At 62.3% G+C, this 21287-nt stretch carries 4 protein-coding genes, 2 tRNA genes, 3 rRNA genes and 1 pseudogene (1 of these 10 only partly in view); 3 read left to right on the forward strand and 7 right to left on the reverse strand.

Features of this window, described 5'->3' with window-relative positions:
• Positions 1–10782, reverse strand: partial view of an Ig-like domain-containing protein gene (locus ACXI0U_RS22995; RefSeq protein WP_479550881.1) — the start only. 32124 nt of this gene lie to the left of the window's left edge; the window shows 10782 of its 42906 coding nt (coding positions 1–10782); it begins with the start codon at positions 10780–10782; its stop codon lies beyond the left edge, outside the window.
• A 285-nt stretch (positions 10783–11067) separates the two neighbouring features.
• Between ACXI0U_RS22995 and ACXI0U_RS23000 the strand changes: the two genes are divergently transcribed.
• The 3 genes and pseudogenes from ACXI0U_RS23000 to ACXI0U_RS23010 all read left to right on the forward strand — a co-directional run.
• Positions 11068–11739 carry a type II secretion system protein N gene (locus ACXI0U_RS23000; RefSeq protein WP_479550882.1) on the forward strand — a complete coding sequence of 224 codons (672 nt, stop codon included), beginning with the start codon at positions 11068–11070 and terminating at the stop codon, positions 11737–11739.
• Positions 11740–11752: 13 nt separating this feature from the next.
• Complete coding sequence (gene gspD / locus ACXI0U_RS23005; RefSeq protein ID WP_158480972.1) at positions 11753–13690, forward strand: type II secretion system secretin GspD; 1938 nt, start codon at positions 11753–11755, stop codon at positions 13688–13690.
• A gap of 153 nt (positions 13691–13843) precedes the next feature.
• Positions 13844–13987 (forward strand): annotated as a pseudogene (locus ACXI0U_RS23010) (6-pyruvoyl trahydropterin synthase family protein); the annotation flags it as partial.
• A 369-nt stretch (positions 13988–14356) separates the two neighbouring features.
• Here ACXI0U_RS23010 and rrf read toward each other — a convergent pair.
• From rrf to ACXI0U_RS23040, 6 genes are all read right to left on the reverse strand, one after another.
• Positions 14357–14472: ribosomal RNA gene (gene rrf, locus ACXI0U_RS23015) — 5S ribosomal RNA — on the reverse strand.
• Positions 14473–14603: 131 nt separating this feature from the next.
• Positions 14604–17495, reverse strand: a 23S ribosomal RNA gene (locus tag ACXI0U_RS23020).
• 235 nt (positions 17496–17730) lie between these two features.
• Positions 17731–17806 (reverse strand) — tRNA-Ala (locus ACXI0U_RS23025).
• 27 nt (positions 17807–17833) lie between these two features.
• Positions 17834–17910 (reverse strand) — tRNA-Ile (locus ACXI0U_RS23030).
• A gap of 95 nt (positions 17911–18005) precedes the next feature.
• A 16S ribosomal RNA gene (locus ACXI0U_RS23035) occupies positions 18006–19542 on the reverse strand.
• The 16S, 23S and 5S rRNA genes sit together here with 2 tRNA genes alongside, the layout of an rRNA operon.
• A 512-nt stretch (positions 19543–20054) precedes the next feature.
• Complete coding sequence (locus ACXI0U_RS23040; RefSeq protein WP_431482985.1) at positions 20055–21278, reverse strand: CaiB/BaiF CoA transferase family protein; 1224 nt, start codon at positions 21276–21278, stop codon at positions 20055–20057.
• Positions 21279–21287: the final 9 nt, after the last annotated feature.

Genomic DNA, 21287 nt, shown 5'->3' on the forward strand with positions numbered 1-21287 from the left:
GCTCTGGATGTCCGGGTAGGCGGCGTCGGCCGGCGCGGTGCTGAAGCTGAAGACGTAGTCGGACGCCAGCGGTTGGCCGGTGATGGGCGCCAGGCCCTGCTTGATGCGCACGTAGTAGCGCTGGCGCGGCTGCAGGCTCTGGCCGTCCTTGCGGGTGAGCTGGATGCGGCGCTTGGTGGTGTCGGTGCCACGGGCGGCGAAGGACAGGTCGAACAGGCCGGTGACGTCGCGGCCGATCTGGGCATCGCCTTCGAGCACCTGGACGAAGTCGGCCAGGCGGGTCTGCTCCGGCAGCACCGCCGACAGCTCGATGAGCATGGCCGGCAGCTGGGTGCTGACGTCGCTCTCGCCCACCTGCGGGTTGTGCTGCAGCACGGTGAGGGCCGGCAGGTCGATGCGGCCGATGCCGCCCTTGCCGGCGGCGACCTGGATGGCGCCACGGGCGAGGGTCACGCCACGGATGGCGAAGTTGTCGGTGGTGGCGTTGCGCTGGACCATGACCGGGACGCTGGCGTCCAGGCCGCTTTCACCGATGCGGGCCAGGTCGAGGATCTGCACCAGGCTCTGGGTGGGCTTGTCTTCCTGGTCGGAGAGCAGCTCGGTGACGTAGGCCAGGTTGCCGGAGACGTGCACGTCGTAGAGGCCGTCGGCGGCCTGGTCGGGACGGTGCGGCTTGATCTCCACCACCTGGACCAGGCGTGGCTGGTCGGGCTCGCTGATGTCGATGCGGGTCAGGCGGGCGCTGTCGCCGCTGCCGGCCATGTCGGTGACGTAGAGCTGGTTGCCCACCAGGTGCAGGCGGTTGGCGACGCCGAGGGTGTCGATGCGCGCCACCTGGGGCATGGCCGGGGTGCTCAGGTCGGCCACCACCACGCCTTCTTCGGAGGCGGCGATGTAGGCGTAGTGGCCACGTACCTTGACGTCACGGGCGAAGCCGTTGGGCTTGATGTAGCCGACGTGGTAGGGCGCGGTCATGTTGGTGATGTCGATGACCTGCACGCCGCCGGCGCCGTTGGCCACCAGGGCCAGGTTGCCGCTGCGGGTGAGGCCGTAGACATCCGGGTAGGGCATGTCGACGCGGCCCATCTTCAGGTAGGGCAGGCCGAACTGGCCGTCACCGTTGCGCTGGCCGAACAGCAGCAGCTCGCCGGCCTTGTTGTCCAGGTAGAGGGCGCCGGTGCCTTCGCTCGGGGTGTCGCCGCCGTGCCAGTCCTTGCGGATCTCTTCGCTGAACTGGTTGACGAACTGACAGCCCAGGGCGTTCGACTGGCAGCTGCCCGGGGCGGTGACGCCGGACTTGCCGGCGAGGACGATGTTCTCGTCGGTGACCAGCTCGCCGATGGTGCCGGTGAAGATCTCGGCGGCGCCGTTGAGCAGCGGCGAGTAGGCGAAGTAGTCGCCCTTCTGGTTGCCCTGGGTTTCGTCCACGGCGTCCATGATGAAAATGCCGGTGCGAGGTTCGGCGAGGCCGCGCAGGGCGTCTTCCTTGCTCAGCAGGCCGAGGCCCTGTTCGACGCGCAGCGGGTCGACGCTGGCCCAGGCGGCGATCATCGCGCCGGTGCGGTCGAGGGCACGGTACTGGTCGATGGCGGTGTAGTGCACACCCTTGGCGGACGCCTGGGCACCGGCCTGGGGCGCGATGAAGCGGCGCTCGCTCAGCGGCCAGCCCACTTCGTGGTAGGTGTCGCGGGTGACGGTGTGGTTCGGCGTGACCACCTTGGTGAGCACGTGCAGGCGCTCGTTGCGCAGGCCGGTACGGCGCAGCACGTTGCCCTGGCTGATGTCGGCCCAGTAGATGAAGTAGTGCTTGTCGGGGTCGCTGACCGGCGTGGTGTCGCCCGGCTGGCGCTGGTCATCGCGGAACAGCGACAGCGGGTATTCGTCCGCCACCTTCCATTCGCCGGCGTCGTTCTGGTATTCGCGGCGCCAGAGCATGCTGACGCTCTGGATGGCGCCACCCATGTCTTCGATGGACACCACCGCCCGCAGGCTTTCGCCCATGGTCAGTACGTCCTTGTCGATCGGGTAGAGCACGCCTAGGCGCGGCACGACGGTGTCTTCCAGCTTGCCGACGCGGACCACCTGGGTTTCACCCGCCTGGCCCAGCGTGTCGTAGGCGATGGCCTGGACGGTGAAGCCCTGGACGCCCGCCGGTGCGGCGAGGCGCGCGCGGTAGACGTGGTCCTGGGCGTGGCTGCCGACCTGCTGGCCGTAGCTCTGCTCGGTGGTGGTGACCGGTACGCCGTTGACGTAGAAGGTGACGTGGTCGATGCCTTCGGGGCCGAGGTCGTCGAAGGCTTCGACGAAGACTTCCAGGTCCTGGCCGTCGATCACCACCGAGTTGTCGTTGTCGGGCTTGACGATGCGCGCCTGCGGCGGCTTGTCGGCCTTGATCAGGATGCTGCCGGGCAGGTCGACCATGGCGGATTCGTAGCCATCGAGGTCACGGGCCTTGGCGCGGAAGCGCAGCACCTGGTCGACGCGGCCGGTGGGCACCTTGAACTGGAATTGGTAGGGCGCGGCGGAGTCTTCGCCCAGGGCCTGGTACTTGGGCGCCGAGCCGGCCGGGCCGATGGCGTAGTAGAGCGCGGCGCTGTCGACGCCGACTTCGGGGTCGCTGGCCTGGACCTGGACCACCACGCCGCGGCCTTCGGTCAGCTCGGTGACCTCGCCCATGGCGAAGCCGCGGGCATCCAGCAGCTTGATGGCGTTGATCTCCGGCGGCTGGTTGCGCAGCAGGTTGACCGGGATGATTTCCTTGGCTTCGTTGCCGGCAGGGTCACGGGCGGTGATCTGCAGCTGCATGGCGAGGGACTCGGGCAGCGTTTCGGTGCGCCCGAGGTAGTCGGCGATGCTGGCCACCGGCAGGCTGCCGATGAAGGGGCCGGTGAGCAGCAGGCGGTCGGAGACGCGCTCTTCGGGGGCGAAGGTGCCGTCGCCGTTGCGGTCGACATAGAGGCCCAGGCTCACGGAGCCGACCCTGACGTTGTCGCTGACTTCGAGCTGGTACGGCAGGTTGCGTTTCTCGGCGATGCTGGCGCCGGTGGCCACCGGCAGCTTGACCAGCAGCTGCGGTGCCTTGTCGTCCTTCAGTACGCGCACCCGCACGGCTTGCGGCGTGGTGACGTTGCGGCCCTTGCCGTCGGCGCGGCGCTCCAGGGCGCTGGCGGTGAGGCTGAGGTCGGTACCGGCCTGGCCATAGGGCACTTCGATGAGGAATTCGTAGGGGAAGACCATGTCGGTGAGGCTGCGGTCGCCGCCCTTGAGGCCACCGATGTTGAGCACCACGCGGTCGATGCCGACGTCGTCCACGGCGTTGATTTCCACCAGCAGCAGCTGGCCTTCGGTGGTCTCGCTGTTGTTCAGCGGCGCGCCGACTACCACGCTGGGCAGCTGGTCACGGGTGACTTCCACCGTCAGGTGTTCTTCGGCGCGGTGGGCGTCCAGGTCACCGTGGGCGACGCCGTAGGTGTCCACCGCTTCCAGGCTGAGCTGCACCTGGTTGGCCTGGGGGTTGTCCGGGTCGAAGGCCGGCATCGGCACGGAGAAGTTGTAGGGCGACTGGCGCAGGCGGATCTCGTAGGGCGCCTGGCCGTTGCCGTAGGTGGCGCGCAGGTGCACGTACTCGACGCCGACGTCGTCGAAGGCCTTGGCGTTGACGTACAGCGGGTTGCCTTCCACCACCTTGGCGCCGGGCACCGGCTCGACGACGTCGATCACCGGGCGGGCGTCGATGTTGATCGGGTAGCTGTTGGTGAGCACCGCGTTGTTGGCGGCGTCGAAGCCTTCCAGGCGCACACGCACGCTGACCCGCTCGATCTGGTCGCTGGTCAGGCCGAAGGCGCGGACGATCTCGGCCAGGCGATCGACGTGGATCAGCTGGCTGTATTCGGGGGTGTCGATGTCGACCGTGGTGACCGGCTCGTAGTCCTCGGAAGGAATGCCGTCGATGGTGCGCACCACTGTGAAGGGTTGCTCGCGGTCCTGGGCTTCGCCACGGACGCGCACCGAGTAACCGCGGGACAGCACCAGGCGGTTGACCTTGACGTTGTCGAAGGCCTGATAGACCAGGGTGAAGTCGCTGTCTTCGATGGCGCCGAAGCCGAGGGTGGGACGCTTGAACAGCAGTTTCGGGCTGATGGTATCGGCCATCACCTTGATCGTGCGTTCGTAGAGCCCGACCGCACCGTCGGAGTCTTCGATCTGGGCGGTGAGCTTGAGGTCTTCGTTGTAGCGGATCAGGCCCTGGGGCACTTCCAGCACGAAGGTGCGCTGCATCGCGTAGGGGCTGTCCTTGCGGCCGAAGTCGTCGGCCATGGACTTGTCGTAGCGGCCATGGATGCTGTCGTGGATGCTGGCGAAGGCGGCTTCCACCACCTTGTCGCCACCGGCGGCGCCGTCGGCGGCGGCGATCACCGGCAGCGGCACGCCATTGGCGAAGACCTTGAGGCGGCTGGCGGTGATCTTGCGGTCGTCGGCGGCCACCAGGCCCACGCGGATGCGGAAGGTGCCGGCGGCGATTTCCTGGGTGTCACCCGGGGCGGTGATGCGTACCTCGGGGACCATGTTGGTCAGCGGGTGGACCAGGATGGTGCGGTCACTGACATGACCGTAGGTGTCGGTCAGTTCGATGCGGTATTCGGTGGGTTCGGTCTGGTCGAAGAGGATCTCGGCCTGGTCGAGCGCCTGCAGCGGTGGTGCGGTGGGGCAGTTGACCTGGAAGCCGCGTTCGTAGACCACGGCGGCGATGCTGCCGTCGCGCTTCAGACGCAGCACGCGGTAGGCGGCGAGGCCGGCGTCGTCGCGCAGGTCGGTGTCGAGGCGGAAGCGTTCCTGGGTGCGCACCCAGAACTCGCCGTAGTTGATGCGCGCCGGGTCGGTGAGGGCTTTTTCGTACTTGCCGTCGACCCAGTAGGAGTTGAAGCCGGTGAGGCTGAGCTGGGGCTTTTCGTTGGCCGCCAGGGGGTAGCGCAGGCTGTGCTCGGTGGTGCGGCCGCTCCAGTCCTCGGCCACCAGGGTGAGCTCGAGCTCGCCGCTGGAGAATTCGCGGGGCACCTGGTAGGGCAGTTGCAGGCCGGTCTGGCCGAGGATGACGCCGAGGTCGTGGACGGTACGGCCACGGTTTTCCAGCAGGCGCAGGCTCTTCAGGCCCAGGCTGTCGTCACCGAAGGTGGTCTTCAGGTCCAGCTGCTGCATGGGCACCACGACGCTGCCGGCCACCGGGCTGACGATGCGCGACTGGGGCGCCTGCTCGTCGACCCGCAGGGGCTGTTGCAGCAGGGTGCCGAGCACCAGGTCGCCACGCTCGTGGGAGAGACGGTCGGTGGCGTGGCCGATCAGGCTGAGGCTGTTGCTTTGCACCTCGGCGGGCACCGGCAGGAGCAGGTTGTAGCGGTCTTCCGCATGGTTCTGGGAGGCGCTGCCACCCAGTTGCAGGAAGGCGGTCTGGGCGTTGCCGTCGAGGCCGTCCTGGAGCAGCAGGTTGAGGGCGTAGCGACCCGGTACACGGGTGCCGCCGTCGGTGCTGACATCCGCCAGGGCGGTTTCCAGTTGGGTGAACTGCAGCTCGCGGATGAAGGCCGGCGCGCCGCTACGGGGGCGCAGCACCAGGCGGGTGGCGTCGGGGCCGCCCAGGGCGGTGAGGTCGAGCAGGCCGTTGGTGGCCTGTACGTCACGCAGGGCCGGGCGTACCTGGCAGAGACTGCGGGAGTAGGTTTCCAGCTGCCAGGTGCTGGTCTGGTCGCCCACCTTGAGCAGGCGCGGCTGGTAGAACTGGTCGCTGCCGGCGACGATCAGGCGACCGTCCTTGACCTGCAGGAAGGGTTTTTCGTTGAGCAGCAGGTTGCCCTGCCAGCCCTGGGCTTCGGGGTAGGCGATGCTGATCAGCGGGCTGTTCTGCTTGTTGATGGGCTCGACCTGGGTCAGGCCGCGCACATCACGGGCGCCGCCGAGGTCACGCAGGGAGCTGGCCAGCAACAGGTAGCGGGCGGTGCTTTCCGGCACGCCATCATTGAAGTCGTCCTGCACCAGCAGGCTGCCGCGCAGGGGCATGCCGCGCTGCTGCTGGGCGGAGGGGGTGCTGTCCTTCCAGCTGAGCAGCGGCGCCATGTCGCGCTGGACCAGCAGGCGGCGGGTGACCTGGCTTTCGTTGCTGAGCAGGTCCTTGGCCTTGACCACCAGGGTGAGGCCGATGGGCTCGGCCTGGGGACGGTAGCGTTCGATGTCGAGCTCGACGGTGGCGCCGTTCGCGGGCACCTCGACCTGCGGCAGGCTGAGGCCTTCGGCCTTGGTCAGCAGATCGTCGCGGCCCTGGTCGTCCAGCAGGCGCACTTCGTAGGAGGCGACGGCGGTGTCGTCCTGCAGGCTGATCTTCAGCTTGGTCTTCTGCCGCTCGAAGAGGCGCTCGATGGGCGACTGGATGTTGATCTGCGGGCCGGTCTCGTCGCCGAGGACCTTGATGTTGATGGCCGGGGAACGGGTTTCGTTGATGCCCCGGTCACGGGCACGCAGCACCAGCTGCAGCACCTTGCCGGCGTAACGGCGGGCGAGCTCGGGGGTGAGGCGCAGGCGGCCGTCGAAATCGGCGTAGAAGCGCTGGCCCACGAGGATGGCGCCGAGGGTGCCGGGGTTGGGCACCTTGACGGTTTCGACGCGGTCCTTGCGGCTGAACAGTTCCCAGGCGATGGCGTGTTCTTCGTGGGTGTCCGGGTCGATCAGCACCGGGTCGAGGCTGTCGACGTACTGGTTGTCGCCGGCACTGCCCTGGATCTGGAAGCTGGTGCCCGGGGGCAGGCTGAAGTCGCCTTCCGGCTTGCTCAGCTGCAGGGTCGGGGGCTCGGTGTCGTCGATGATTTCCAGTTCCAGCGAGGCTTCGCTGACCTGGTTGGCGCTGTCGTAGGCGCGCACCGCGATATCGGTATCGGCACCGGCCTTGTTGGGCACGCGCAGGGCAGCACCGACGTAGCCTTCCTTGGATTTGGCTATGTCAGCGCCGGTGACGGTCTTGAGCACCTGCACCTGGCCGCCCTGGCGCAGGATGAATTCGACGCGGTTCACTTCGCGGTCGTCGGTGACCAGGGCCTGGGCGGTGAAGGCTTCACCTTCGTAGAGGCGCGAACCGGGAGCCGGGGCGCGGACGCTGATCGTCGGCGGCAGGTCCTTGCTGATGGGGAAGCGCCAGAGGGTGGGCTGGGCGGCGTTGTCGTACTGGTCGGTACCACGCAGCTCGATCACCAGCTCTTGCTGGTCCGAGGGCACGTCCATCTGGAAGCTGTCTTCGAAGCTGGCGACCTGTTGTTTCTCGCCGAAGGTCTTGGCGTACAGCTCCTTGGTGCCGCTGTGGGCGCTGAAGGTCACCAGGCGGGTGTCGTCGACGCCACGCAGGCGGACCTGGATGCGGTTGCCGGCATAGAGCGGCGCGCCCTGGATCGGGGAGACCACGGCCAGGCGCGGGCCGAGGGTGTCGGCCATGACCTGCACGGGCAGTTCGCGGTCGTCGCCCTGCTGGCCGCCGTCGTCGATGGCGGCGACCTTCAGGCGCAGGGCGCGGTCCTGGTTACCCAGGTTGAGGGGCTTGAGGTCCACCACCAGGCGGTTGACGGTGTCCGGGCCGATGTTGAGGCCGCCCTGCTGGTCGAGGCGCTTGTGCCAGAGCGGGGCGCTGCCGCCTTCGGCCCAGAGGCTGGCTTCGAGGGCGTGCACGGCGCGGTCGTCGTGGGCGACCACGTCCACCTGCAGGCTGTCCTTGCTGTAGACCCGGCTCTGCACCGGGTTGAGGGCGCGGACTTCGGGTTTGGTGTCGTCGGCGATGCCGATCAGCACCTTCACTTCGCTGTCATTGCCGGCACCGTCGGTGGCCACGGCGCGGATCGGGTAGCGGTCGTAGCGCACGCCGTCGAGGTGCTTGAACTTGGGCGCGGCGACCACCTTGAGGGTGGAGAAGGCCTTGAGGGCACCGGGAATGGCTTGCACCGAGAGGCTGCCGTCGGCGCTGCTCAGGTGGTCGCTGGGGTTGCCGGTGAGGTAGAAGCCGACGCCTTCCTTCTTGGCGACGCCGTAGAGGTCCAGGCGCTCGACACCAACGTTGTCGTAGCCGGTGACCTTGAGCACGAAGGTGCTGTCTTCCACCACCGGGGCGAGGTCGTCGCCGGCATCGCTGACGGTGATGGAGGGGGACGCCAGGTTGATGACCGGGTCTTCCTCGTCCTTGCCCAGGGTGACGTTGACCGGGGCGCTGCGGGCCAGTTGGCCGGCGCTGTCGGTGACCTCGGCGTGGATCGTCAGCGGGGTTTCCTTGTCGACGCCGGCCGGTGCCGGGTAGATCACCGCGAAGGGCGCCTTGAGGTCGGTGCCCACCAGCTTGCCGTTGACGTAGAAGTCGACCTGGCGCAGGCCGAGGTCGTCGGTGGCGTTGGCCCGCAGCTCGACTGGCTGGCCGGAGACCAGGTGCGCGCCTTCCACCGGGTGGCTGAGGGCGACGGTGGGGGCCTGGTCGCCCTTGACCGGGAGGATCAGGGGCTCGGACAGGTTGGATTGCTGGTGCAGGTCGACCACGCGGGCGCGCAGTTCGAGGGTGCGGCCGAGCCAGTCCTGCTTGATCGGCAGCTGGAAGCTGTGGCTGGTGCTGCGCAGGCCGAGCTTGGAGCCGTCGTAGTCGCGGTCCTGGTGACGGTAGGACTGCACTTCTTCGCCATTCACCAGCAGGAAGATGTCGGTGCCGCCTTCGAGGGTGTCGTCGGTGGCTTCGACCGTGACGCTGATGGTCTGGCCCACGGTGGCGATGCTGCCGGCCGCGGGCTGGGTGATGCGGGAGGTGGGCCGCTGGTTTTCCAGCACCCGCAGCAGGCGGGCCGGGGCGTCGACCACGGCGCCGTTCTGCGCGTGCACGCGGGCGGAGAGCGCCATGCTGGTTTCCCGCAGGGCGATCTCGGGAACCTGCAGCGTGACCTGCCAGACCTCGAACAGCTGCTTCTGCTTCGGGTCACTCTCCAGCGGGCGCTGCTCGAAGATGGGGAAGCGGGTTTCGCCGACCTTGCGGCCGTCGAGGAAGTATTCGACCTGGCTGATGCCGCTCTGGTATTCCACGTCCGGGAGCACGCCCAGGTTGACGCTGATGGCGGCGCGCAGCGGGCTGTTCTCCACCACGCGCTGGGCATCCACCGGGGATTCGAAGATGAAGTCGGGGGCCTTGGGATTGCTCTTGGCCACGACCTGCACCGCGCGCTCGGGGCTGCTCTGGCTTTTGCCGGTTTCATCGAAGGCGACGGCGCGTACGCGCAGGGTGCGGCCTTCCAGTTCCTGCTCGATGGGCAGGCTGAGGGCGTAGGGCGGGGACAGCCGACGGCCGACCATGCTGCCGTCGAGCCAGAATTCCACGCTCTTCACCCCGACGTCGTCGCTGGCGCTGGCCTGCAGCTCCAGTACCGAGCCGACGGCGATGCTGGCTTCGGGTTGCAGGTCCACCGTGGGCGCGGCGTCCTGGGCGGCGACCGGCAGGTCGACACCGATATCCGGGTAACGCTGCAGGCGGGCATGCAGCTGCATGGGGCTCTGCTCGGGCACCTGGGCCCGGGCGCGCAGTTGCAGCTGGTCGTTGCTGTCGAGGATGCCTTCGCTGCCGTTGGGCAGTTGCAGCTCTACGACGAGGCTGTCGGCCAGGGGCGATTCACTGCCATCGTCGAAGACCGCCAGCAGCGCCGGCAGCGATTGGTAGTCGTTGAGGCGCGGCAGGATCAGCGGCTGGCCGGCGGCCTGGCCTTCGAAGCGCAAGGCGGTGAGGCGGCGGCTGTAGTCGACCTTCACCGGCAGGCTGACTTCCGGCAGGCCGGGGTAGCTCACATAAACAAAGACCGCCTCGGCGGCGGTCTCTTGTAATGGATAGACAACGCCTTCGGCGCTGACCCAGACCGCGTCCGGATTGGAAGAGCGGTAGCTGATGCCGTTGCCCAGGCCAGCCAGGGGGGTCGGCCCGCGGAATTCGAAATCGACCTCGGGAATCAGGCGGGCCGACTGCAGGGCATCGCTGAACACCAGGCGGTCGGGGTGCACGGCGATGGAGCGGGCGGCTTCTTCGACGCTGTCGCCGATGAAGCGGATGTCGGAGAAGCTGCTCTGGTTGCCGGAGGCATCGACGGCGACGGCCTGGACCATGACCAGGGCGTTACGCGCCACTTCCTCGGCGCTGAGGGGAGCATCCAGGCGCTGGCGCAGGGTGTAGCGCTGCTGGCCATCCACCTTGGGGAAGACGCGGAGCGCTTCGGGCATGCGCAGGAAGGCGCGGCGCTCGGCCTGGCTGACCACGCCGCCGGCGGCGCGCAGATCGGACGCGCGCAGGCCGGTGAGGGAGAGGCTGAGGTAGCTGAGGTCGATGTCGTCCTGGGCGTCGAAGCTGGCGACCAGGTATTGGTTGCCGTCCTGGTTTTCGATGGCCAGCTGGGCGAGTTCCAGCTGCGGGGCGACGTTTTCCTGCTGGAAGGTTTCGCTGTAGTCCTGGATGCGGCCATCGGCGAAAACCACCTTGACGGCGGGCTGCAGGACGTCGGTGCCTTCGAGGCGGAAGCTGAACGAGCAGGCGACGCTGGAATCGATGTCGCGGGCGGCGTCGGTAGGCAGGAAGCGCTTGCCGGTGGCGGACACGCTGACTTCAGCGAGGTCGCGGCAGTCGTCGATGGAGAGAACGTAGTCGGCGGCGTTGCCGGAGGAACCGAGGGCGGAGGCGGTGCGGATGTCTATTTCGGATGCAAAGGCTTCAGGGGCTGCTAGCGCGATAAGCGCAGCGAGCACCCGGCGAAACCCTGTATGGCGGCATCCTTGCAGCATCTTGGGGAAAGTTCCATTTACTTTGCTTATAAAGGCGTAGGACGTCGATAGCCTTAGCCTTTCCAATGGCAGAATGCTATACACGGAAAAATCTTATTTCAAGACAGATACAAATGCCGAACGGGCATAAACGGTGGGGAACGTGATCGACATCAAAGAACGCCATCATGTGCCACCACCCGTCCTGACCCGGCTTTGCACCTGTTTGAGCAACCGATAGTATTGCCGCGCCATTACAGGGAAGAGTCCATGGCCACCATCCTCCACACGCTGACCCGGCTCGCGGGCATTCGCTCAGTCAAGCTGTCGGCGCTCTCCCTGTGTTTCCTCTTCGTGCTCGCCGCCCTCGTGTGGCAAGGCCTGCAGCTTCGAGCGGCCCTGCAACCGCCAGTACTCGCGCCCACCGAGGCGAACGAGCCCGGCCCGCAGGATGGCCCGACGCAACTCGGCAAAGGCCTGCTCGGTTTGTTCGGCTCCAGCGCCGATGCCGAATCCGTGGCCGCCGAGGCGCTGGAGAAGCTGCCTGAAAGCAACCTGGACCTGCAGGTTTCGGCGATTTTCTTCGTGGTCCCGGCCGAACAGAGCACGGCGATCCTGGAAGACGGCGATCGCACCCTCATTCTCAAGCCCGGGGAGGAAGTCCGCCCCGGCATTGCCGTGCAGCGCATCGAGAGCCACCGGATCACGCTGAAGCGCAACGGCAAGCTGGAACAGATCACCTTCCGCGGCTATGGCGATATACCAGGGGCCAGTCCCGCGCCGGAAAGCCCGACGCCCATGCCCGTTGCCCAGAACATCGAACCGGTGACCGACACCCTGGCCAGCTCGCTGCCCGCCGTGGCGGAGCCGGTACCTGCGAGCCAGGGTGTGCCCACCGCTTATCAGCAATACATTCAGCGCAAACTCGCGCAGAACAAGTAGTCGAGTAATGGAAGTGTCCACCAGAGCCCCGTCGTGCCTATTGCTCAGCCTGTGCCTGCTCTTCCCCTTCACCCTTGCCCACGCCGATGAAAAACCGGTAGCGGCCGAGGCGCCTGCGGCGTCCAGCGATGTGAAGATCAACATGCAGGACACCAACATCCGCTCCTTCATCGAGTGGATCGCCAAGACGACCGGCAAGAACTTCATCATCGACCCACGGGTGACCGGCAAGGTGACGGTCATTTCCAACGAGTCGATGAAGCCGGAAGAGGCCTACCGGGTGTTTCTCTCGGTGCTGCAGGTACACGGCTTCTCCGCCATCGAGTCGGACAGCGCGGTGAAGGTGATTCCCGACGCGAACGCCAAGCAGAGCGGCGTGCCGCTGGTGGACGACGACAAGCTGAACGATGACCAGCAGGTGGTGCGGGTGATCCGCACGCAGCACGTGCCGGCGACGCAGTTGGTGAACATCCTGCGGCCGATGGTGCCGCAGGTGGGGCACCTGGCGGCGTACCCCGATAGCAATGCGCTGATCATTTCCGACCGGGCGTCGAACATCAGCCAGCTGCTGAAGCTGATCTCGGAGATCGACCGCGCCGGCCAGTTCGAGATCGATGTGATCCCGCTGAAGTTCGCCAATGCCAAGGAGCTGTCCAGCATGCTCGGTACCTTGGTGCCCCAGGGTGGCGGCGCCGAGGGTTCGAGCAAGATGAGCGTCTCGGTGGACGAGCGCACCAACAGCATCCTGATCTCAGGTGACCCGAGCAAACGCCAGCAGTTGCGCGATGTACTCGCCAACCTGGATCGCCCGGGGAACATCATCCGCGACACCCAGGTGATCTACCTGCATTACCTGAAGGCTTCGGAAGTCGCGCAGATCCTGCAGAACGTGGCCACCAGCCTGCAGAAGCAGGACAAGGATGTGGGCATCAGCGGGGCGGAGATTTCCATCCAGGCCAACGACACCACCAATGCCCTGGTGATCAGTGCGCCGCCGGCGATCATGAAGACCGTGGAAGGCGTGGTGCAGCGGCTGGACATCCGCCGAGCGCAGGTGCTGGTGGAGGCGGTGATAGTCGAGGTCTCGGACAGCAAGGTCAACGAACTGGGCGTGCAGTGGAAGACCTCGGATGGCGCCATCGGCGGTGACGGTTTCTACGGCGGCTTCAAGTCTTCGCTCAAGGGCAATACGGTCGATACCTTCCCCGGTGGCACGCCTCCCAAGCTGGATGCCGGGCTGAGCCTGGGCTTCTACAGCAACGGTTCGCTGAGGGCGCTGATCCGCACGCTGTCCACCGATGACTCGATGAACATCCTGTCGACGCCCAACCTGGTCACCCTCGACAACGAGGAAGGCAAGATCGTGGTCGGCCAGAACGTGCCCTTCGTTACCGGGAGCTCGACCAGCGCTTCGAACCCGTCCACCAACCCGTTCCAGACCATCGAGCGCCAGGACGTGGGTATCACCCTGAAGATCAAGCCGCAGATCAACGAGGGAGACTCGGTGACCCTGAACGTCTACCAGGAGATCTCCAGCGTCACCAACGACACCAGCGCGGCCGACATCGTGACCAACAAGCGCTCGGTGGAAACGCGGGTACTGATCAAGGACAACATGACCCTGGTGTTGGGCGGGCTCATCTCGGATGAGGTACGGGACTCGGGCGACAAGGTGCCCTTCCTCGGCAAGATCCCCATCATTGGCCAACTGTTCCGCAGTGACCGCAAGGAAGTGAGCAAGAAGAACCTGATGGTGTTCATCAAGCCCACCATCATCAACGACTTCGAACACGCTGACCAACTGACTGAAGGCAAGTACAACTTCATCCGGGAACGCCAGCTGCGCTACGCCGACCAGGACATCGCCAAGGGAGTGCCCACGCTGCCGGAACGCGTCAACAGCGCGGAGAAGGAGCTGAAGATCAAATCCGTACCACTACCGCCGCAGTAGCAGGGATTGACGGTTCATAAAGCCACCTGCGGGTGGCTTTTTGTTGGGCAGCCGTTGAGGCTCTTCGGCATGCCGGGGTGCCGGCAGGGGTATAAGGGCTTCGCGCAAGCGCATGGGAACCGAGCCTGGACCTGGGCGCGCCGGCAGCCAAGGCATGACATCCCCGGCCTGGAGAACCCCACCAGCGAAGTGCTCGCCAAGTGGATCTGGCAGCAGCTCAAGCCATTGCTTCCCGAGCTCAGCCGCATACGCATCCATGAGACTTGCACCAGTGGCTGCGAGTACCGCGGCGACTGACTCTTCTCCTGCGCAAATACAAAAGGCCACCCTTGGGTGGCCTTTTTGTTGTGTGCAGATCCTGTCGATTGCATCGCCTGTGTAGTCGGGCGTAGACCGGATGTAGCCCGGACTTCATTCCGGGGGCTCTTCGACTCAGCGGACATAACGGGATCGGCTGCAGCCAGGCTCATAGGCATGGCAGCCCTTCGGGCTGCTTGGCGACTAAAGTCGCCCCTACAAGTCGCCCTGGCAAGCCGTGCTATTGCACCTTGGCCTCCATTCTTGGGCCGTCCGCGCTGTCAGGGCTTTATATCGCCGCACCAACTTTTCTGCCGCGCAAAGTCAAACCCCCGACCTTCTTGCGAAGATCGGGGGTTTGGTATAGGTGCTTGACGATGACCTACTCTCACATGGAGAAACTCCACACTACCATCGGCGATGCATCGTTTCACTACTGAGTTCGGGATGGGATCAGGTGGTTCCAACGCTCTATGGTCGTCAAGCAATTCGGTTGGGGTATCGTCTGAGACGCGACCCCGAATGGGTATGTGATAAGGCTTTGCAAGTTCTCGCCAATTTTCGGCTAAGTCGACTTCACCTTATAACAACAATCGTCAGATTGTTTGGGTGTTATATGGTCAAGCCTCACGGGCAATTAGTATTGGTTAGCTCAACGCCTCACAGCGCTTACACACCCAACCTATCAACGTCGTAGTCTTCGACGGCCCTTTAGGGAGCTCAAGGCTCCAGTGAGATCTCATCTTGAGGCGAGTTTCCCGCTTAGATGCTTTCAGCGGTTATCTCTTCCGAACGTAGCTACCCGGCAATGCCACTGGCGTGACAACCGGAACACCAGAGGTTCGTCCACTCCGGTCCTCTCGTACTAGGAGCAGCCCCTCTCAAATCTCAAACGTCCACGGCAGATAGGGACCGAACTGTCTCACGACGTTCTAAACCCAGCTCGCGTACCACTTTAAATGGCGAACAGCCATACCCTTGGGACCGGCTTCAGCCCCAGGATGTGATGAGCCGACATCGAGGTGCCAAACACCGCCGTCGATATGAACTCTTGGGCGGTATCAGCCTGTTATCCCCGGAGTACCTTTTATCCGTTGAGCGATGGCCCTTCCATACAGAACCACCGGATCACTAAGACCTACTTTCGTACCTGCTCGACGTGTCTGTCTCGCAGTCAAGCGCGCTTTTGCCTTTATACTCTACGACCGATTTCCGACCGGTCTGAGCGCACCTTCGTACTCCTCCGTTACTCTTTAGGAGGAGACCGCCCCAGTCAAACTGCCCACCATACACTGTCCTCGATCCGGATAACGGACCAGAGTTAGAACCTCAAGCATGCCAGGGTGGTATTTCAAGGATGGCTCCACGCAGACTGGCGTCCACGCTTCAAAGCCTCCCACCTATCCTACACAAGCAGGCTCAAAGTCCAGTGCAAAGCTACAGTAAAGGTTCACGGGGTCTTTCCGTCTAGCCGCGGATACACTGCATCTTCACAGCGATTTCAATTTCACTGAGTCTCGGGTGGAGACAGCGCCGCCATCGTTACGCCATTCGTGCAGGTCGGAACTTACCCGACAAGGAATTTCGCTACCTTAGGACCGTTATAGTTACGGCCGCCGTTTACCGGGGCTTCGATCAAGAGCTTCGCTTGCGCTAACCCCATCAATTAACCTTCCGGCACCGGGCAGGCGTCACACCCTATACGTCCACTTTCGTGTTTGCAGAGTGCTGTGTTTTTAATAAACAGTCGCAGCGGCCTGGTATCTTCGACCGGCATGGGCTTACGGAGCAAGTCCTTCACCCTCACCGGCGCACCTTCTCCCGAAGTTACGGTGCCATTTTGCCTAGTTCCTTCACCCGAGTTCTCTCAAGCGCCTTGGTATTCTCTACCCAACCACCTGTGTCGGTTTGGGGTACGGTTCCTAGTTACCTGAAGCTTAGAAGCTTTTCCTGGAAGCATGGCATCAACCACTTCATCGTCTAAAAGACGACTCGTCATCAGTTCTCGGCATTAAGCGCCCGGATTTACCTAAGCACTCTGCCTACCACCTTAAACTTGGACAACCAACGCCAAGCTGGCCTAGCCTTCTCCGTCCCTCCATCGCAGTAACTAGAAGTACAGGAATATTAACCTGTTTCCCATCGACTACGCTCTTCAGCCTCGCCTTAGGGACCGACTAACCCTGCGTCGATTAACGTTGCGCAGGAACCCTTGGTCTTTCGGCGTGCGAGTTTTTCACTCGCATTGTCGTTACTCATGTCAGCATTCGCACTTCTGATACCTCCAGCAAGCTTCTCAACTCACCTTCACAGGCTTACAGAACGCTCCTCTACCGCATCACTTACGTGATACCCGTAGCTTCGGTGTATGGTTTGAGCCCCGTTACATCTTCCGCGCAGGCCGACTCGACTAGTGAGCTATTACGCTTTCTTTAAAGGGTGGCTGCTTCTAAGCCAACCTCCTAGCTGTCTAAGCCTTCCCACATCGTTTCCCACTTAACCATAACTTTGGGACCTTAGCTGACGGTCTGGGTTGTTTCCCTTTTCACGACGGACGTTAGCACCCGCCGTGTGTCTCCCATGCTCGGCACTTGTAGGTATTCGGAGTTTGCATCGGTTTGGTAAGTCGGGATGACCCCCTAGCCGAAACAGTGCTCTACCCCCTACAGTGATACATGAGGCGCTACCTAAATAGCTTTCGAGGAGAACCAGCTATCTCCGAGCTTGATTAGCCTTTCACTCCGATCCACAGGTCATCCGCTAACTTTTCAACGGTAGTCGGTTCGGTCCTCCAGTCAGTGTTACCTAACCTTCAACCTGCCCATGGATAGATCGCCCGGTTTCGGGTCTATTCCCAGCGACTAGACGCCCTATTAAGACTCGCTTTCGCTACGCCTCCCCTATTCGGTTAAGCTCGCCACTGAAAATAAGTCGCTGACCCATTATACAAAAGGTACGCAGTCACCCAACAAAGTGGGCTCCCACTGCTTGTACGCATACGGTTTCAGGTTCTATTTCACTCCCCTCTCCGGGGTTCTTTTCGCCTTTCCCTCACGGTACTGGTTCACTATCGGTCAGTCAGTAGTATTTAGCCTTGGAGGATGGTCCCCCCATATTCAGACAAGGTTTCTCGTGCCCCGTCCTACTCGATTTCATGACTAAGAGATTTTCGCGTACAGGGCTATCACCCACTATGGCCGCACTTTCCAGAGCGTTCCGCTAATCTCAAAGCCACTTAAGGGCTAGTCCCCGTTCGCTCGCCACTACTAAGGGAATCTCGGTTGATTTCTTTTCCTCAGGGTACTTAGATGTTTCAGTTCCCCTGGTTCGCCTCTTGCACCTATGTATTCAGTACAAGATAACCATCTTATGATGGCTGGGTTCCCCCATTCAGAGATCTCCGGATCAAAGTCTGTTTGCCGACTCCCCGAAGCTTATCGCAGGCTACCACGTCTTTCATCGCCTCTGACTGCCAAGGCATCCACCGTATGCGCTTCTTCACTTGACCATATAACCCCAAGCAATCTGGTTATTGTCTCTAACGTGAAGACGACATTCGCCGAAAATTCGCGCTTGAACTCGCAAATTTTACCTTGACTTGAATAATCACCAGTGAAAGAGATTATTCAGTCTACTTCTATCACATACCCAAATTTTTAAAGAACAGTTCTGGCGCAAAGACCAGAAATCAATGCCATTCTCAAGGCACTCATTTCTGAGCTTTCAGCGATTATCAGAGTGGATGGTGGAGCCAAGGAGGATCGAACTCCTGACCTCCTGCGTGCAAAGCAGGCGCTCTCCCAGCTGAGCTATGGCCCCTCGAAGACCTGCCACGCCCATGACAATTGGTGGGTCTGGGCAGATTCGAACTGCCGACCTCACCCTTATCAGGGGTGCGCTCTAACCAACTGAGCTACAGACCCAATCGTCTTACTCTCGGGTCTAACAACCCAATCGCTTTTCGCAAGTGAATCAAGCAATTCGTGTGGGAGCTTATGAAGAAGCTGATGTCTTCGATTAAGGAGGTGATCCAGCCGCAGGTTCCCCTACGGCTACCTTGTTACGACTTCACCCCAGTCATGAATCACTCCGTGGTAACCGTCCCCCTTGCGGTTAGACTAGCTACTTCTGGAGCAACCCACTCCCATGGTGTGACGGGCGGTGTGTACAAGGCCCGGGAACGTATTCACCGTGACATTCTGATTCACGATTACTAGCGATTCCGACTTCACGCAGTCGAGTTGCAGACTGCGATCCGGACTACGATCGGTTTTATGGGATTAGCTCCACCTCGCGGTTTGGCAACCCTTTGTACCGACCATTGTAGCACGTGTGTAGCCCTGGCCGTAAGGGCCATGATGACTTGACGTCATCCCCACCTTCCTCCGGTTTGTCACCGGCAGTCTCCTTAGAGTGCCCACCATAACGTGCTGGTAACTAAGGACAAGGGTTGCGCTCGTTACGGGACTTAACCCAACATCTCACGACACGAGCTGACGACAGCCATGCAGCACCTGTGTCTGAGTTCCCGAAGGCACCAATCCATCTCTGGAAAGTTCTCAGCATGTCAAGGCCAGGTAAGGTTCTTCGCGTTGCTTCGAATTAAACCACATGCTCCACCGCTTGTGCGGGCCCCCGTCAATTCATTTGAGTTTTAACCTTGCGGCCGTACTCCCCAGGCGGTCGACTTATCGCGTTAGCTTCGCCACTAAGATCTCAAGGATCCCAACGGCTAGTCGACATCGTTTACGGCGTGGACTACCAGGGTATCTAATCCTGTTTGCTCCCCACGCTTTCGCACCTCAGTGTCAGTATCAGTCCAGGTGGTCGCCTTCGCCACTGGTGTTCCTTCCTATATCTACGCATTTCACCGCTACACAGGAAATTCCACCACCCTCTACCGTACTCTAGCTCAGTAGTTTTGGATGCAGTTCCCAGGTTGAGCCCGGGGCTTTCACATCCAACTTGCTGAACCACCTACGCGCGCTTTACGCCCAGTAATTCCGATTAACGCTTGCACCCTTCGTATTACCGCGGCTGCTGGCACGAAGTTAGCCGGTGCTTATTCTGTCGGTAACGTCAAAACAGCAAGGTATTAACTTACTGCCCTTCCTCCCAACTTAAAGTGCTTTACAATCCGAAGACCTTCTTCACACACGCGGCATGGCTGGATCAGGCTTTCGCCCATTGTCCAATATTCCCCACTGCTGCCTCCCGTAGGAGTCTGGACCGTGTCTCAGTTCCAGTGTGACTGATCATCCTCTCAGACCAGTTACGGATCGTCGCCTTGGTGAGCCTTTACCTCACCAACTAGCTAATCCGACCTAGGCTCATCTGATAGCGCAAGGCCCGAAGGTCCCCTGCTTTCTCCCGTAGGACGTATGCGGTATTAGCGTTCCTTTCGAAACGTTGTCCCCCACTACCAGGCAGATTCCTAGGCATTACTCACCCGTCCGCCGCTGAATCATGGAGCAAGCTCCACTCATCCGCTCGACTTGCATGTGTTAGGCCTGCCGCCAGCGTTCAATCTGAGCCATGATCAAACTCTTCAGTTCAATACTGCTTGGGTTTTGAGAAAACCCTAAACCTGGCTCAGCAATCGCAAATAAACTCTCGAATTCACGAGTGTTACTTGTGTTGCTGATAATCAGTCGACTACCAGTCTTACATCACAAGCACCCACACGAATTGCTTGATTCAAATTGTTAAAGAGCAATTTCGATTAAGTCTTTCGTCTCAACCGAGGCCGCGCATTCTACAGCAGCCTTTCTATCTGTCAAGCTGTTTTTCGAAGAATTTTTTTCTTTCTACTCAACAACTTAGCGCTTCAGTTGACTTCGTCTTCTTCAGCGAGGGGCGTATTCTACATCACCCCGACACCGCGTCAAGTTGTTTTTTGAAAATTTCTTTTCGTTTCAACAACTTACTCGCTTCAGCGGAGCGTTCCGCTTCAGCGAGGCGCGCATTCTACATGAGCGAGGATGGGTGTAAACCCCCATTTTGAAAAAAGCTGAATCTTTTGTTCAAACGGTCAGGAATCACCCTTTCCCTCTCTATATAGGAAGGGTCAGATAACCTGCTTGTCGCGCAGCGTAGCGATAGCGCCGCCGTCCAGCCCCAGTACCCGCGCGAGCACTTCATCAGTGTGTTCGCCCAAGCGCGGCGGCGCGAGGCGGTATTCCACAGGGGTGTCGGACAACCGCAGCGGGCTCGCCACCTGGGCAACCAGCCCCGACAGCGCGTGCGGCAGCTCCACCTTCAAGCCACGGGCCAGCACCTGCGGATCCTCGAACACTGCCGCCAGGTCGTTGATCGGCCCACAGGGCACGCCAACCTCCTCCAGCGCCACCACCCATTCGGCCGTGGTCTTGAACACAGTGGCCTGGCGGATCAGCGGAATCAGCTCGGCCCGGTTCGCCACCCGCGCCTTGTTGGAAGAAAAACGCGAGTCGTCAGCCCACTCCCGGTGGCCGGCTACCTCGCAGAACTTGCGGAACTGCCCATCGTTGCCAACGGTGAGGATGAAATCCCCGTCTGCGGTGGGGAAGTCCTGATACGGGACGATATTGGGGTGCGCATTCCCCAACCGACGCGGCGCATTGCCCGTGGTGAGGAAGTTCATCGCCTGGTTGGCCAGGCAGGCTACCTGCACGTCCAACAACGCCATGTCGATGTGCTGACCACGCCCGGTCGTCTCCCGTGCGGTCAATGCAGCGAGGATGGCGACAGAGGAATACAGCCCGGTGAGGATATCGGTCAGCGCCACCCCCACTTTCACCGGCCCGGCACCCTCCTCCACATCCGAGCGCCCGGTCAGGCTCATCAGCCCGCCGAGCCCCTGGATCATGAAGTCGTAGCCCGCACGCTTGGCGTAAGGCCCGAACTGGCCGAAGCCGGTGATGGAGCAATAGATGAGGCGCAGATTGATCGCCTTCAGCGATTCATAGTCCAGCCCATAAGCGGCCAGCCCACCCACCTTGAAGTTCTCGATGAGGATGTCCGACTCCGCCGCCAGCTTGCGCACCAGCGCCTGCCCTTCGGCCTGGGTGAAGTCGATGGTCACCGATTGCTTGTTGCGGTTGGCGGAGAGGAAGTAAGCCGCCTCGCTGGTATCCCGGCCATCGGCGTCCTTCAGGTAGGGCGGCCCCCAGGAACGGGTGTCATCCCCCGCGCCCGGCCGTTCCACCTTGATCACCTCGGCGCCCAGGTCGGCGAGTATCTGCCCGGCCCAGGGGCCAGCCAGTACGCGGGAGAGATCGAGCACGCGGATATGCGAAAGGGCACCGGCCATGGAATCACC

Source organism: Pseudomonas sp. C9D1 (assembly GCF_056491235.1).